Below are 14057 nucleotides of genomic sequence, written 5' to 3'. Positions count from 1 at the left end.
ATGCCTTCGGCGGCTGCCCGAACAGTGATGTTCGGCATTTGGTTTCTCCCGTGGTTAGTTTGCTTACCCTCTCACAGGATCGCACACCATGGTCAGGACGGCTCCGATTTCGTTCCGCATCGAACAGGGGTTGAAAAATGCTCTGGAGGAAGCGGCGAAGGATGACATGCGGTCTGTGTCATCGATGGTCGAGAAGATCCTGACCATGTATCTGCGGGAAAAGGGCTACCTGCCGAAAGGCGCAGCAGAATAGCTATGCTCGTCACCGTCAGCCGGGAGGAGTGTAGAGCGGCTCTCTGCATCGATGAACCAGGCACTGGCCATCGCGCGTCGGCACAAACCCTACCGCTGGGATTAACGACCAGTCGCACGCATTGCTGTACTGGCGGACGTAGAGGGCATAGGTGTTCGGGCCGGTGGTCAGCACCACCGAGCCATGGCTCTGGATTAGCGCCTGCGTCTGTTGGCAGGTCATGGCGCGGGTGTCTGGTCTGGCCTGGGCGAGGGTTGTGAAGGCAAGCGTGACCGCTGCCAAGGTCAACGCAATCCGGCGAATGGACATGACGAGACTCCCATGATGAGCCATTTGGTTGACAACCTCGCATGTCGCAGGGCAGCTGTGCAATGGCGGCCTCCAATCGGAATTCCGGACTGGAGCAAACCGCCCGCCCCGTGCGAACTGACGGCGTGCCGCTGGAGCCCGCAACCGAGGACGCTCTCAACTCCATCGCGGCTGAAATGAAAATTGGGCCGGTCGGACCTCATTCAGATCGTGCTGCGCGAATGGCTGGAAACCAACGCCTATCTGCCAGTGCGCGAAATCGATGAAGAGAGCGAAACAGACGGGAGCGCGTAGGGCTTCAGTCTACCGCTCTCGCGTAATTAGCGGATTCGCCAAGCTCGATACTATTCACCGCGGAACCCCATCCGCCCGGCCGGCGCCAATACAGGCAAGCTATCCCAACTCCCCTAAGCGGCGCCGGCCTTCCCCTTGGTGTTGCCCAATCAGCAATCTTCGGTGGTCTTCTTCATTTGGCCGGGGGCGGCGGTCTTGGCGTCCGTGTCCTGCTGACCAGGGGCGGCCTCCTGCGCGCTGCCGGTCTGCTGGCCAGGTGCGCAATCCTTGGCCGAGTTCGGGTTCGTGCCGCTGGTGGTGGTTGTGTCAGTTCCCTGATCAGTGCTGGGCGTGGTCGTGGTCGTTGTCATTGTCGTAGAAGTTCCGCCCGAAGTTCCGCTCGTCGTCTGGGCAAACGAAAGCCCGGCGGAAAGCGCCAACACGGCCGAGGTCAAAAGGATTCGTGTCATATTCTTTCTCCTCTGTTAAGCGCACGAACGCGCTCACAAACCAACCTGCGGACAAAAGGAATGTTCCAGTGATGGTGCTCATCCCCGGAATCTTTCCGTGTGCCAAACGATCTTGCCGTCGACCTTAATCGGCTTGTGGATCATCAATCGCTTGGGCAGGTGCTCGGGATGCACTTCGAGCAGGGTAATCGTGATCTGCGGCCTGCAACGGCTGCAGTCGAATTTGAGCTTCAGCGGGTCAGCGCCCCCACCATAGACCATCATGAGGTCGGCCGATCGGCAGTAGCGGACATTGCCGCAACTGCATTCTGCCTTGACCAGCATGTTGTGCCGGGTCGCCTGCCCAGTCGATCGGATCGTGCGCCATGAGAACGAATAAGGAACATTTTCCTTGATCGTCAAGAGCGGCTGTGGAACCTTTCCACCAAACTGGAGTGAGAACATTCCCGATCAGCGACGAGCTGATCCGCCTTCCCGGTGCAGATTCAGCACCATAGGTGCGAGCATCCCGCTGTGGCAAGAATGCTGCTTCGCCAGGCCGAGGCAGACGCCGCACTGGTTCTGTTTCGAGCACCGCGCCGAAGGGGAGCGGTTTCTGTAGGCAGCAATCAATCAGAATGTCCGCCTACGTCACCGTTTCGCGGCATCGGAATCCCGCTCCTCGCGTCTGAGGAATTCACTGGTGACGGTGCCGAGTTTGCTTTCCAGCCATTCAGCCATCGCCTCTTCCTCGCGCAGGTTTGCCTTGCACGCGCTTTGGGTCTCGGAATCGCCGACCTCGCCGGCTGCGGCGATGAGCATTTTGTAGCTTGCGATCTCCATATGCTCGAATGTGTAGCTGGCCAGCGATCCTTTCATCACCTCGTCGCCTGCGAACAGGCCGCTGATGCTCTGTCCCATGGCGATTAGCTTACCGCCGGCGTCTTTAAGCGTTGATGATCCTTCCCCCATGCGATCGAGGCATTGTTCGAGACGTTTTGCCTGTTGCCTCGTTTCTTCGAGGTGCAGCGTCATCCGGTCGCGTAGCTCGGGATAGTTTTCGAGACGCTCGATTTGGCCGCTCAACATCGTCTCGGCCTGTTCTTCCATGGCGTGAGCGTCGCGAAGCCACTGCGTCAGACGTTCCTTGGAGTCGGTCATGTCTGTCTCCGTTGGTCAGCATAATTTTACTGCCATCGCAACGCCGCCACAGACCGTTAGTTCCGATCGCCCGCAAGCGCGGTCGAAAGCTTGGTCCCCAACCGGGAACAAACACTCAACGACCGGCGTTTCTTGCACGAGGACCGGACTGCCGTTCTCCTCGGTTTGGCTGTGAAAGCCCGCTTTCTTTTGCACGCGCAGCGGGGGCTCGAAGGCATTTCAAATGCCGCGCCCGCGTTTCAATCGCACCTGCCTCAGCCCTCACGATCTGGCTGTTTGTGAACGCGTCTTTGATCAGGTTTGCGCAGATGAATAAATCGATGTTTTTAGCCGGGATGTAGAAGTCTTAGCTGTGACGATTGTCGCGGTTTTTCGAAACATTAGTAACCGATGAGCGCAAATTGCTGGAGGCAGTCCGGTCTCGTCACAACATCCGGCTTGACGCGGAGAAGCCGCTCGATGGGCAAAAACTAATCATTCCAAACATCGGTTTAACGACACCTCGCTCTTTGGGTTCGTGGCGCGGCATTGGCCAAACATCGAGAATGAAGGCCAACCAAGCGGTTGGCTTGTTTGCGACGACGGCTCGATGGACTCGGCGGACTTCATCCACTTTGATGACGCTACGCTTTGAACGCCAGGGCGTCTCACCTCTTCTTGGTGGCTGCCGATGCGTTCTGCCCAGCCTTCCCACTTGCTTTGGCATCCTTGGAATGCGCCGCCAAAGCGGGCCCGGCGCCGGTGTCTTTCTGCATGTTTCCGCTGCTCGATTTCGCAGGGTTTGCTGTTTTAAAACTCTTGAGCAGTTTGCTGAAGAAACCCATGGTCGCCTCCATTAAAGCACCGGTAGGCAGAAATGCCCCGCTACCTCCTTGGTTCCGCGGAATCTGATACTGTCGCATTCGACTTGGCCGAATTGCTGTTGATGCCCAGTGCAGCTTCTCAGAGGGACCATCGACACTGCGCAGAGCAAGGCAGAGTCTCACCAGCGAAGGGACTAGCGAAGGCTGGATGGCGCAGCGCCTTTACGCTGGGCGCGATTTCGCGCAACGCTCAAAGCGGGCTATGAAGAGAGTGAGAATTCCCCGCTACCTTTCGGGCAGCGGGGTTCCTCGATCAGAGGCGGTTGAGGTCACGAGCCCGATCCCGCTTGATCTCGTCGGGAGTATAGTCTTCCGCCTCGGCGTCAAATCCTGTCCAACCGCCGGCCTCGTAGTCTCTGCGACGTTCGGCTAAGTCGACCGATCTGGATTGATTGAGGATCTGCTCGGCACGCGGCAGCAACTCGATTACAAAGATGATTATCTGAAGTGGGCTGGTCGTCCCTGTTAGGCGACTCGTGAAAGGACTTGCTGATCCAGGTCGCACCTAGCCAGTCCGAAACGCCAGCGATGGTTCGTTGCCTCACGTCTGCTCTGGTAGAACAAAGTCAGTTTCCCGCCCTCGATCATCACCGTCGAATGGCCGTTCTCCCCAGGCTCACCAGGATCAAGCACAGGGCCGACCGACACGTAGGGACCCTGGACGTCGTCGGCGATGGCGAAGAACACGCGCTGACGACTTCCGCGCGGACCGTCGGGAAGGAAGCAGGTGGCGTTGAGAAGCACGCGACCATCGGGCAATTCGACCAGTTGGGCGCCCTCGATGCCCCATTCGTAGTCCGGATGCTCGCGCGAGTTGTGATGGGGAACGTCGAGATGGTCCAATATCTTGCCGAGACGTTTCCACGGCCCGAACCAGGAATCGGATTGGCTGCGCGCCAGATAGACGTCAGGCTGCGCCACCCTGGTGAATTTAGGCATGCCTGAATAGACGATGTAGCGCTTGCCGCCGATGATCGCCGGATGGGGATCGTAGATCCCGTCCTCATCGGTGTCCGGCCGGGACAATATCGCCGGATTCAGCACCACCCAATGAAAGCCATCGTTGGACACCGCATGCTCGCAACGTCCGCCGGACTTCATGAATTCGGTCTGGATGAACATGTGGAAAACGCCGCATTCATGGATGACGCCGGGCGCCGCTATGCCCGATCCGGTTACCGCCAAGTCGAGCGCCTCATGCTCAGTCCACGGCCCATAAAGGTCCGGAGCCGTGGCATGTAGTATTTTCCAGCTCTCGGTCGTGACAGTGCCGCTGGAACCGAAGACGTGCCAAAGCGTGCCGTCGAACACCGGACAAGGATCCTTCAGATCATCCACGGACCGCGGGTGAAACAACGGAAAGACGTTGGTTTCAAAGTTGAACTTCATTCCTTGCGGCTCTCTCACGGTGGCTGCCTGCATCGACCCATGCGTCGGGCCATCTGTGGCGACCAAAACGAATCATGCGCAGCTCATTAACTCTTATACCTGCGCTCATGAATGGTTGTTGAACGATTGAGCGGATTTCAGCCGTTCTGTGGCAATGCGCCACATTTGGCGAGATCTGAAGCTGCAAGGGCCTCCGCCTTGGCCGAGGCGACATGTCCATCGGGTGTTGGTAGCAGCGCCGCTTCTCTTCGAACAATCGCGCAAGTGGCCGGCTCGGCGGCTCCAGCCAATTAAAATCCGTGGAACAACTTACTCAAATGAAAGTTTAGACGTACGGATGAGGCTTCAGCAGGAGCCTGCTTCGATTAACATATGTTAATCTGGAGAATTACACACTATAGCTAAAGGGATTCTTACATGAAAATAGCGGGCGGCAAAAAAAATAAATCAAATATCCCCCTGAAATCGTTTATTTTACTTTGCTTTTCTCACCTCAGGTGGGATTTCGTACACCAACGCCCGCAGCATATTTTGACGCACGCCTCAAAGCAGCAGCAGCTAATTTACTTTGAGGAGCCGGTCTACGAGGAAATACACTGTCCTTCGATGCGGGTGAACAATCGGTCTGCAATGATCACAATCGTAACCCCGGTTCTTCCGGTCGGCATTTCCGCAACAAAGGCAGACGCCATCCAGCGCAGGTTCGTCAACCAGATCGTCAACTCAACTCCGCATGACCGGCTGACCATCTGGTACTACACGCCCATGGCGCTGCGTTTCAGTGACCATATAGCGTGCGATGTATGCGTCTACGACTGCATGGATGAACTCTCCGCCTTCAAGAACGCACCGGCAGAGTTGCAGCAGATGGAAAAAGCGCTTTTCCAGCGCGCTGATGTCGTGTTCACGGGCGGGCAGAGTCTGTACGAGGCCAAACGAAGCCTCCACAAGTCGATTTTTCCCTTCCCCAGCAGCATAGACGTTGCGCATTTCCACAAGGCAAGAGAGCCCGGCGATGACCCTGTAGACCAGGCAGACATACCTCACCCGAGAGTAGGCTTCTTCGGGGTGATCGACGAACGGCTCGACGTTGAAATGATCGCACAGGCGGCTGCGGCAATGCCCGAGGTGCATTTCGTCATGCTCGGCCCGGTGGTCAAGATCGACCCGCTAAGCCTGCCGCGCGCAAGTAACTTACATTGGCTGGGTGCCAAGTCCTACGCCGACCTGCCTCGCTATCTCAGGCACTGGAGCGCCGGCTGGATGCCCTTCGCGCTCAATGAGGCGACACGCTATATCAGCCCGACCAAAACTCCTGAGTTCCTGGCCGCCGGATTGCCGGTGGTCTCCACGGCGATTGTGGACGTCGTGCGCACCTATGGTGCCGAAGGCCTGGTCGACATTGTTGACGCCGAAGACATCGAAACCAAGCTTCGGTCCCTTCTGTCACGTCCCCGGAATTTCCTGTTGAAGGAGGTCGATGCCTACCTCGCTAACATGTCCTGGGAACGAACGTGGGACGGAATGGCTGCCCATATTCAGCGCGCCTATGCAATGAAAAGCATTGTGCCTTTGCGCCGGGGAGCCTGACCATGTTCGATTGGTTGATTGTCGGCGCCGGCTTCGCTGGCAGCGTGCTCGCTGAACGCATCGCATCGCAACGGCAGGAAAGCGTCCTGCTCATCGACCGGCGAAACCACGTCGGCGGCAACGCTTATGACTGCTATGACGAAGCGGGGATTCTGGTCCACCGCTATGGGCCGCATATATTCCATACCAACGCCCGATCGATCATCGACTACCTCTCGCAATTCACCGAATGGAGGCTTTACGAACATCGCGTACTGTCGTCGGTCGACGGAAAACTGCTGCCGATACCGATCAACCTCGACACGATCAATCGCCTGTACTGTCTTGAATTGACGCCCGAGCAGTTGGAGGAGTTCTTCGCATCCCGGCGAGAAACGGTCGAGGAAGTCCGGACCGCCGAAGACGTGGTTGTGAGCACCGTTGGCAGGGAACTCTACGAAAAATTCTTTCGCGGCTATACAAGGAAGCAGTGGGGCGTCGATCCGGCCCAACTAAGCAAGTCCGTGACTGCGCGGGTCCCTACCCGGACCAACCGCGATGATCGCTACTTTGGCGACACTTTCCAGAATATGCCGGCTGGCGGGTATACACGCTTGTTCCAGCGCATGCTGGACAACCCAAGGATCAAGATCATGCTGCAGACCGATTATCGCGAAATTCGCGACAAGATCCCCTTTCAGCGGATGATCTACACCGGGCCGATTGATGAATATTTCGACTGGAGCCTTGGTCGTCTGCCTTATCGGTCACTGCGGTTCGAACACGTGACGCTTGATTGCGAGCAGTTTCAGCCGGTCGCCGTTGTCAACTATCCGCAGACGGAAAACTATACCCGCATTACCGAGTACAAGCATCTGACCGGTCAGCAGAGCCCGAAGACCAGCCTGACTTACGAATATCCAAACGATATCGGCGATCCCTATTACCCGGTGCCGCGGGCGGAAAACGAGGCGCTGTACAAACGCTATGAAGCACTGGCAGCGGCGTGCTCCGACGTGTGGTTCGTCGGGCGCCTAGCCACGTACCGCTACTACAATATGGATCAGGTCGTCGGTCAAGCTTTGGCGACGTTCGCGCGCATTCAACAGAGCCTGCCGGCAACGGGCACCGTGCAGATGCTTACGCAGCGGACGATGCTCGGCCAACATTCGGAGCAGTTCCCCACCTAAGTGGCCCGCTCCTTCTTCGACCGCTACGAAACACCTGTCGCGAACAATCTGCGCTGGCGATCCAATTCATCGGCAACCGGCTGGCGAAGACTGCGCGAACCGTCGGCATGAATCGTAGAGAACAAGCCGACTTCCGCGTGGCGCGAATTGTCCCAGCCGGGATACGCGGTCACCGGGTACAGGCATATACCCTGAACCGGGGCACCACGGCTCATTGCGTCACGGACCTCATCGCAAACATAATGGAGCCATGCCGGCCGGCCTGATCCTTCAGCGCCTGTCTCGGCGATGAACATGGGCTTTCTGTAGCGCTCTGCGACTTCGACCAACATTTCAGAAAGCGCCCGATATTCGTGGTGGCCCATCGGGATCGTTGGCCCCTGAAAGTACCATTGGTTGTGCGGATAAAAGTTAAGTCCGATGACGTCGACACAGTCCTCGCTGCCGCCCAATTCGGGCTCGGCACGGCCCGTCAGCATGTCATAGGCTTCAAACTGGCCCTGACGAACATTTTCCGCGCGCCGCTGCTCGGCACGACTACGGTCACGGGGCGCAACATGGATTAGCGGTTCAGCCCATATGAACCGGCAATCAGGTTCGGCATCGCGCATCGCCTTGACGCCCGCAACCGCTGCCCTCACAAGCTGTCGCTTGAACCATCCCCGCTTCTTCGGCCCCACGCGTGGGAAATAGCCGACCTCTATCGCCCATGCGAAAAATGAGATCTCATTGATCGGGCACACTAGGGGAGCTACTCCCGTGACGGAGCGGTGGACCCGGACAGCTTCAGCGGCGAAGCGGACATAGGCTTCTGTAAAGTCTGGGGCGCCTTGGTCTACGTGATCTGGTGAGCCATAGTGGAAGATATCCCAGACGACCTGCACCTCCGCCGCGTGGGCTGCTTCGATCATTGAGATCCAACCCGACCAGTCGAAGACTCCTGGCGCAGTTTCAATCAGGTGCCAGCGCAAGCCGTCGCGGATCGTGCGAAGCCCAAGGGCAGCACAGCTGCGATAGTCGCCGAGAGCGTGTTTGTCGTGTGCGGTTGCGCGAATCAAATCGAGGCGCACTCCGTCGCCGCGCCGATGCGAGGAACATTCGAAGCCAGCCATGAAGAAGCTGGCAAACTCGGACGGATATTCGCCTGGCGGACGCGCTGGCTCGTTGCTCATACGTGCGACCCGTCGGCCAAGGCTCGCGCCAGCGCTGCCGCTAGGCGATCGGCCATTGCTAGGCGGTCGACCATTGCCAGTTTCGACCCCACCACAATTTCGTTCGCGCCGCCATCACGTCGCCTCTGAGTGGTGCGGGTGCAAGCGTCGAATGTTGACCAAGCGAGCGCGAGCGGAGCCGAGTCCAGGTGTTGTCGGTGAGCAGAGGTCGACCTCAGGATGACAGACTGGCGCTCTCAAGCCGAGCCTTGTTGATCGTTGTCGCGCTGCATTGTCCCTCCTAATGGAATCCGAGGAAGGAGAAGATCGCAAGCACGACAACGATACATCCGATGAGATGGCGCAATCTGCCCCACATTACGTACCGAACTTGCCTGAGACCGTGAGGTTCCCCTTGGGCTGAAATATTTCTGGTTGGCGGGCGACCCGCTAACTTACCATTTCTGCTCTTTATCCACGAAGCGACGCACGGCTATGTATATTGCAGGCGGCGCCCCGCACTGAATCAGCCCAAAAGAGCCCATCAGAAGGAACTGCTTTCGAGGCGCCGCAAGTGCGGTCACGCCCCCGTTTCAATTGGTTGGTCGGCCGGTTCTTCTCGCTCGGCAATTTCCATCAAATATTCCTGTGTTGCGCCCCGCACTGGGCCCAGTTCGGTGCGTTTCGTGCATGGGTCGCATCAAGGTCTCGGACATGTTATCACTGCCTCCTCGCGTTCGGGGGGACGTGGATGAGCATCGTCCAAAGGGTCAGTCCAGTTCTAGATCAGGCGATTGCCGCAATCCTCAATAGGGCGGACCAGGGAACACCGTCTGGATCAAAGCGGCAGTGAACCAAATTCGGCAGGCTGCGCCAGCAAGGGTTGCGCACCTTCGGCTTCTCCCACACTTGGCGTCCAGGCAGCCTTGTGTTCTCGAGCTACATTCTTATCGATATTGTGGGAACGCTCAGAGACCGGCGGCTCGCTGTTTCCGCTCGAAAGTTCTCATAGCCCGCTGGATGTTCCGGAGCGCTTGGCTGGAATCGTGCCACCCTTCGAATTCGATTTGTTTGTCGGTGCCGGACACCGACGCTAGGAAAAACTGCTCGATCTCGGATCGCAGACGATCGGGAACATTCTCGCCAAGGAGAGACTCGCTATGGGCGTCTTGCTTGTGCGGGCAAAATACAAAGCGATCGTTCCTCACGGTCTGGCCGTTCTCCGTTTGCATGACACAAAGGGCCGCCAGCAGATCGCACTTGATGACAACACCGGGAGCGCTGGTGGCCTCATGGATGACCAGGCCGTCGAGGGCGTCGCCATCGTCGCCCAGTGTAGAAGGCAGAAAGCCCCAGTCGTACGGGTAGGCCAGGCCCGCTGGAAGCGGCCGCGTATATTCGAAAAGCTTCTTCTTGGGCTTGTAAGTCAACTTTGCTTCGGCGCCACGCGGTGTTTCCACGACCACCCTGATCCGACCCTTCGATGTAGTCGTAGGCAGTGTCAGATAATTCGCCACGTTTGGTCCTCGCCAGTCCATGCCAATGGCTCTAGGCTTCTCTAAGCAGCGGATGGCCGATTTGTTCCCAACGTGCCTACGCTCGACGCCTTCGAGGCCGTCGCTTAGGAGAAGGAGATGTTCCTTCGCTCCGACTAGGGCAGGGGCATCCTTGCACCGCAAATAGATGAGAGTCCATCGGCCTGCCAAGCCCGGCGAAACATTTTGCCACCGCGGCAGTTATACTGCTCCGCGGACGAAAATTCGAGCATGCCTTGAACGATATTAGATTGGCGATACCGCTGGTCGGGGAAGTGGAAGACGCTGCGCCGAGATCGGCTGCCGGCCTGCCTTGGATCAAGGTGGCCGGTTCCTATTTCGTCACCGAGGACGGCGAGGCATGGACGCCGATCGGGCAGAATGATGCGGTAAGCTGGCCCGAACTCAATGGCCTGTTCCGGCGCGCCGATATGGCCGGCGTGGAAGCTCATCTCCGTTGGTTGAAGGAAAGCGGCGTCACCTGCCTCAGGCTGATGCTGGAATATGCCCAGGTTCGCCATCGCTATTTCGAGAAGCCGCAGGGCCGCTTCGTGCCGGCGATGGTGCAACTGTGGGACGACCTCTTCCGTCTTTGCGAAAAACAGGGTTTAAGAATCCTGATCACCCCCTTCGATACGTTCTGGCAGTGGCGCCAATGGCCCCACCACCCCTACAACCGCAACAACGGAGGCGTGCTGGACCACCCGTCGCGATTCCTGGTCTGCGCCGAGACGCGCCGCGCGATCAAGGCAAGGCTGGAATTCGTGGTTCGCAGATGGAGCGGCAGCGGAGCCCTCTTCGCATGGGACCTCTGGAACGAGATCCATCCCGAGCAGGCTCAGGGCAGCGCAGACGGCTTCGGCGCCTTCATCCATGATCTCAGCGATTTTGTGCGCCGGCTGGAAACGTCACTTTACGGCCGCTCTCACCCGCAGACCGTCTCGCTGTTCGGACCTGAGCTTCGCTGGCGGCCCCACATGCCGCTGCCAGGGCCGATCTTCCGCCACCCAGACCTCGACTTCGCCTCCCTCCATCTCTACGAGGAGGGCACGATCGATGACCCCAGTGACACGGTGGCGCCGGCGCTCGGCATGGCGCGGATCGTCGGAGAGGCGCTCGGCGAAATCCGTGACGGCCGCCCTTTTCTCGATTCCGAGCACGGCCCGATCCACTCGTTCAAAGACAAGAAGATCACGCTTCCGGAACCTTTCGACGATGAATATTTCCGCCATTTGCAATGGGCTCACCTGGCGGCGGGGGGCGCCGGTGGCGGCATGCGGTGGCCAAACCGCACCCCGCACGTGCTCACCCCCGGCATGCGGCGGGCGCAGCGTTCGCTGGCCGATTTCCTGCCTCTTATCGACTGGGTTTCGTTCCGGCGTGCCCATCTCGGCAACAGGATGCGGGTTTTCGGTCCCGACGGCGCGGTTGTTGCCTGCGGCGACGATTCCCAGGCAGTGGTCTGGCTGGTTCGCCGCGACACGATCGGGCGAAACGGTATGCTTCGTGCCGGCGCTGTGCCGGTTCCGGCCGCCTTGGAGCTGCCCGGGTTGGCCCGCGGCACCTATCGCGTCATCGCCTGGGATACCAACGCCGGCAGGCAAACAGCGGAATGGCAAGCGAATTCGGACGGCTGGCTGAAGCTTGATGTGCCGCCGTTCTCCGCCGATGTCGCGCTTGCCATCCGCGGGGTCTGAGCAGGATGGGGACTGCGCCTGACGGTATTCATACGCTCGCGATCTGACTTGCCATAGCCCATGATGAGCCGTCCTTGCAAACTTGTCGCCAATGCTGATGTCAGTGATTGCGCCAAGCGAAGTTGCGCGGAGATTCCAAGTGATCTGCGCGCTAAGTGTTGTGCTCGCCCGAACGCGACTGCTGGTCGGCGGCATCGGCCGATCCGCCCAGCGTGTCGGCGACCGTGGCACCTCGCGCACCCATCGGCTGCTGCGCACCTGTGGTGGTGTCCTTGGCGGTCTGATGCTCCATCTCGGCATTCAGCTCCGCACCCACAATCAGGACAATCACGGAGATCCAGGTCCACATCATCAAGCCGACGACTGCCCCCAGGGCTCCATACGTCGCGTTGTAGTCGGCGAAGTTTTCAAGATAATAGGAGAATCCTATCGAGACTGCGATCCAGACCACAGCCGCGAGGAAGGCGCCCCATGTCGCCCATTGCCACTTTGCCCTTTCGCGGCTGGGGCCGTAGCGATAGATCAGCATAATCCCGAGGCCGACCATGATCAGCATCATCGGCCACCGAAAGATCCGCACAAGGGCTTCGGTCCAGCCGCCGAGGTTCAGCAGCGCAAGCATGGCCGGCACGATCCCCACCGAGACGATAAACCCAATACCGATGAGGATGGCGCCAAGTGTGAAGCCCAAGGCCAGGAGATTCAGATGGATAAAGCCGCGCTTTTCACTCTCCTCGTAGGCGATGTTCATGGCTTCGAATAGCGTCTTGATGCCGTTACTGGCGCTCCACAGTGCGACCGCAAGGCCGAAGATGAAGCCGAAGCTGAGCGCGCCAGTCTTCTGAGCGGCCAAGGACGCAAGCTGAGATCTGATAATATCCAGACCGCCCGAAGGCAGTACGCCGCCAAGGAACGCAATGTGCTCAGCGATGGTCTGAGGATCGGCGACGAAACCGTAGATGGACACGAACGCGGCAAGCGCTGGAAAGAGGGCAAGGAGCAGATAGAATGCGGCCCCGGCCGCAATCAGCATAACACGGTCCTCGGTTACCTCAGCAAAGAGCCGCCACAGCACGTCCTTCCAGCCGCGGCTGGGAATCTCTGACGGCCATTCGGCATCGCGCCCGCGGCCCTCCCGTCCGGCCCGCCGCTCAAGTTGCACTTGAACTTCGTAAGCGTCGTCGGTTGTTTTCTTCGACATGGCTGCCGGCCCGGAGCATCTTCTTCGCGGGGCAAACGTATAATAGCGCCAAAGGATGCAGGTGCAGACCTGCGCTCACAAATAAACATCCGCCGACTGCAGAAACACTGCGCCATTCCCATGCGACGAGTTGATTTAATAGCAACACTGCCCTGCCCACGACCCTCAATGGCTTGTTCGAGCGACCAATGAGAATACGCCTGCTTTCCACCATGTCGGCCATTCGCGGCAGTCGGCTGACTGCGTTTTAACTTAGCGCGGCCGGCCGGCGCGGATTATGGCATGGGCGATCGCGAGCTGCGCCTCTCTCGGCGCGTCCAGCCGGCCTCTAGCATGCAATCGACCATCGCTTGAAAGCCAGGCTCCATCGCCTCCTGACAGTTGAAGCTGGGCGAAATCGCGGACCCTGCACATGGCTAATTACCCGAACTCACCCCCAGGCAATTACTCGTGCAGACGCAACTCGAAACTTGCGGCTCATAACGATCTGCGAGCGGTAGCTGTCGAACTTGGCCTCGTGAATCCAGTCGTCACCTTGGGGCGGCTTGGCTACCAGGTAGGCATCGGCGGAATGAACTCGAGCCCGCCGGCGCGGCACTCACAGCTTTGCCCACCTGATTGAGTCTGGGTCGGCGGCATATGTGTCAGCTAGCCAGAACATAACGTGATTCTAATAAGAGGCAGCAACAAAAGATGCTGATCCGCGTTGCGCTTGATCTGAAGGCCAGCAGGGAGGGCACCAAAATGGCCGACGACAAGAGCAATAGAGGTTCTGGCGACGGAAACCGCGTCGCGAGTGACGGAGAATATGAGTTCCGCTATTTCGCTAACAAGTTCGGCCTCTCAATACCGCAGATCCGCGAGCTTTTTGGGAAACACGGTAGTGATCGCGAGACCCTGTATCGGGAGGCTCGGAAGCTCGGAACGCAAAGTGCCGTTCTCGAACAATGACCAAACTTTCACAACGGGCCCATTACCGGCAAGCGACATAATGAAGAGGTCGAGCATGAGAGCGAC

General features: G+C 58.6%; 14 protein-coding genes. 5 read left to right on the top strand and 9 right to left on the bottom strand.

Annotation, left to right across the window (positions count from 1 at the left end; genetic code table 11):
- The first annotated feature begins 88 nt into the window (after nucleotides 1-88).
- Complete coding sequence (locus AC0L3N_RS08895) at nucleotides 89-253, top strand: type II toxin-antitoxin system antitoxin (RefSeq protein ID WP_473547128.1); 165 nt, start codon at nucleotides 89-91, stop codon at nucleotides 251-253.
- Between the two features lie 15 nt (nucleotides 254-268).
- On the opposite strand, the gene AC0L3N_RS08890 is transcribed toward AC0L3N_RS08895, so the two are convergent.
- The 6 genes from AC0L3N_RS08890 to AC0L3N_RS08865 all read right to left on the bottom strand — a co-directional run bounded on the left by AC0L3N_RS08890 (nucleotide 269) and on the right by AC0L3N_RS08865 (nucleotide 4697).
- Nucleotides 269-562, bottom strand: a complete 294-nt coding sequence (locus AC0L3N_RS08890; protein ID WP_473547126.1) for a hypothetical protein — start codon at nucleotides 560-562, stop codon at nucleotides 269-271.
- Nucleotides 563-1005: 443 nt separating this feature from the next.
- On the bottom strand, nucleotides 1006-1305 hold the full coding sequence (locus AC0L3N_RS08885; protein WP_473547124.1) for a hypothetical protein: 300 nt from the start codon (nucleotides 1303-1305) through the stop codon (nucleotides 1006-1008).
- Nucleotides 1306-1383: 78 nt separating this feature from the next.
- Nucleotides 1384-1629 carry a hypothetical protein gene (locus tag AC0L3N_RS08880; RefSeq protein ID WP_473547122.1) on the bottom strand — a complete coding sequence of 82 codons (246 nt, stop codon included), beginning with the start codon at nucleotides 1627-1629 and terminating at the stop codon, nucleotides 1384-1386.
- Between the two features lie 306 nt (nucleotides 1630-1935).
- Nucleotides 1936-2445, bottom strand: a complete 510-nt coding sequence (locus tag AC0L3N_RS08875; protein ID WP_095488657.1) for a ferritin-like domain-containing protein — start codon at nucleotides 2443-2445, stop codon at nucleotides 1936-1938.
- A 647-nt stretch (nucleotides 2446-3092) separates the two neighbouring features.
- Nucleotides 3093-3269 carry a hypothetical protein gene (locus AC0L3N_RS08870; protein ID WP_023801603.1) on the bottom strand — a complete coding sequence of 59 codons (177 nt, stop codon included), beginning with the start codon at nucleotides 3267-3269 and terminating at the stop codon, nucleotides 3093-3095.
- Nucleotides 3270-3773: 504 nt separating this feature from the next.
- A complete protein-coding gene (locus tag AC0L3N_RS08865; RefSeq protein ID WP_473547120.1) occupies nucleotides 3774-4697 on the bottom strand; it encodes a glycoside hydrolase family protein in 924 nt (307 codons plus the stop codon).
- Between the two features lie 417 nt (nucleotides 4698-5114).
- Here AC0L3N_RS08865 and AC0L3N_RS08860 point away from each other — a divergent pair, with 417 nt between their 5' ends.
- Together AC0L3N_RS08860 and glf are read left to right on the top strand one after the other, a co-directional pair.
- Nucleotides 5115-6287, top strand: coding sequence for a glycosyltransferase (locus AC0L3N_RS08860; protein WP_473547118.1), 1173 nt, complete (start codon nucleotides 5115-5117; stop codon nucleotides 6285-6287).
- Between the two features lie 2 nt (nucleotides 6288-6289).
- Nucleotides 6290-7456 carry a UDP-galactopyranose mutase gene (gene glf / locus AC0L3N_RS08855; protein ID WP_473547116.1) on the top strand — a complete coding sequence of 389 codons (1167 nt, stop codon included), beginning with the start codon at nucleotides 6290-6292 and terminating at the stop codon, nucleotides 7454-7456.
- A 23-nt stretch (nucleotides 7457-7479) separates the two neighbouring features.
- Here glf and AC0L3N_RS08850 read toward each other — a convergent pair whose 3' ends face one another.
- Both AC0L3N_RS08850 and AC0L3N_RS08845 read right to left on the bottom strand, forming a co-directional pair.
- Complete coding sequence (locus AC0L3N_RS08850) at nucleotides 7480-8628, bottom strand: glycoside hydrolase family 1 protein (protein ID WP_473547114.1); 1149 nt, start codon at nucleotides 8626-8628, stop codon at nucleotides 7480-7482.
- Between the two features lie 947 nt (nucleotides 8629-9575).
- Entirely contained in the window at nucleotides 9576-10067 is a 492-nt protein-coding gene (locus AC0L3N_RS08845) for an inorganic diphosphatase (RefSeq protein WP_473547112.1), read from the bottom strand.
- Nucleotides 10068-10378: 311 nt separating this feature from the next.
- Between AC0L3N_RS08845 and AC0L3N_RS08840 the strand changes: the two genes are divergently transcribed.
- Nucleotides 10379-11839, top strand: coding sequence for a glycoside hydrolase 5 family protein (locus AC0L3N_RS08840; RefSeq protein WP_473547110.1), 1461 nt, complete (start codon nucleotides 10379-10381; stop codon nucleotides 11837-11839).
- A gap of 151 nt (nucleotides 11840-11990) precedes the next feature.
- On the opposite strand, the gene AC0L3N_RS08835 is transcribed toward AC0L3N_RS08840, so the two are convergent.
- Nucleotides 11991-13040 (bottom strand): YihY/virulence factor BrkB family protein, encoded by a 1050-nt coding sequence (locus AC0L3N_RS08835; protein ID WP_473547108.1) that lies wholly within the window; start codon nucleotides 13038-13040, stop codon nucleotides 11991-11993.
- Nucleotides 13041-13733: 693 nt separating this feature from the next.
- Between AC0L3N_RS08835 and AC0L3N_RS08830 the strand changes: the two genes are divergently transcribed.
- Nucleotides 13734-13991, top strand: a complete 258-nt coding sequence (locus AC0L3N_RS08830; protein WP_473547106.1) for a DUF3606 domain-containing protein — start codon at nucleotides 13734-13736, stop codon at nucleotides 13989-13991.
- Nucleotides 13992-14057 lie beyond the last annotated feature (66 nt).

The sequence above is a fragment of the Mesorhizobium sp. WSM4807 genome (genome assembly GCF_055811615.1).
The sequence above is the reverse complement of the archived record's forward strand: the minus strand, read 5'-3'. Positions and strand labels throughout refer to the sequence as shown.

What these genes read in the sequence shown, in the direction of transcription:
- AC0L3N_RS08890 (WP_473547126.1), bottom strand. Translation starts at nt 562, where the DNA reads ATGTCCATTCGCCGGATTGCGTTGACCTTGGCAGCGGTCACGCTTGCC.
- AC0L3N_RS08860 (WP_473547118.1), top strand. Translation starts at nt 5,115, where the DNA reads ATGAAAATAGCGGGCGGCAAAAAAAATAAATCAAATATCCCCCTGAAA.
- AC0L3N_RS08880 (WP_473547122.1), bottom strand. Translation starts at nt 1,629, where the DNA reads ATGCTGGTCAAGGCAGAATGCAGTTGCGGCAATGTCCGCTACTGCCGA.
- glf (WP_473547116.1), top strand. Translation starts at nt 6,290, where the DNA reads ATGTTCGATTGGTTGATTGTCGGCGCCGGCTTCGCTGGCAGCGTGCTC.
- AC0L3N_RS08835 (WP_473547108.1), bottom strand. Translation starts at nt 13,040, where the DNA reads ATGTCGAAGAAAACAACCGACGACGCTTACGAAGTTCAAGTGCAACTT.
- AC0L3N_RS08830 (WP_473547106.1), top strand. Translation starts at nt 13,734, where the DNA reads ATGCTGATCCGCGTTGCGCTTGATCTGAAGGCCAGCAGGGAGGGCACC.
- AC0L3N_RS08870 (WP_023801603.1), bottom strand. Translation starts at nt 3,269, where the DNA reads ATGGGTTTCTTCAGCAAACTGCTCAAGAGTTTTAAAACAGCAAACCCT.
- AC0L3N_RS08850 (WP_473547114.1), bottom strand. Translation starts at nt 8,628, where the DNA reads ATGAGCAACGAGCCAGCGCGTCCGCCAGGCGAATATCCGTCCGAGTTT.
- AC0L3N_RS08875 (WP_095488657.1), bottom strand. Translation starts at nt 2,445, where the DNA reads ATGACCGACTCCAAGGAACGTCTGACGCAGTGGCTTCGCGACGCTCAC.
- AC0L3N_RS08865 (WP_473547120.1), bottom strand. Translation starts at nt 4,697, where the DNA reads ATGAAGTTCAACTTTGAAACCAACGTCTTTCCGTTGTTTCACCCGCGG.
- AC0L3N_RS08885 (WP_473547124.1), bottom strand. Translation starts at nt 1,305, where the DNA reads ATGACACGAATCCTTTTGACCTCGGCCGTGTTGGCGCTTTCCGCCGGG.
- AC0L3N_RS08895 (WP_473547128.1), top strand. Translation starts at nt 89, where the DNA reads ATGGTCAGGACGGCTCCGATTTCGTTCCGCATCGAACAGGGGTTGAAA.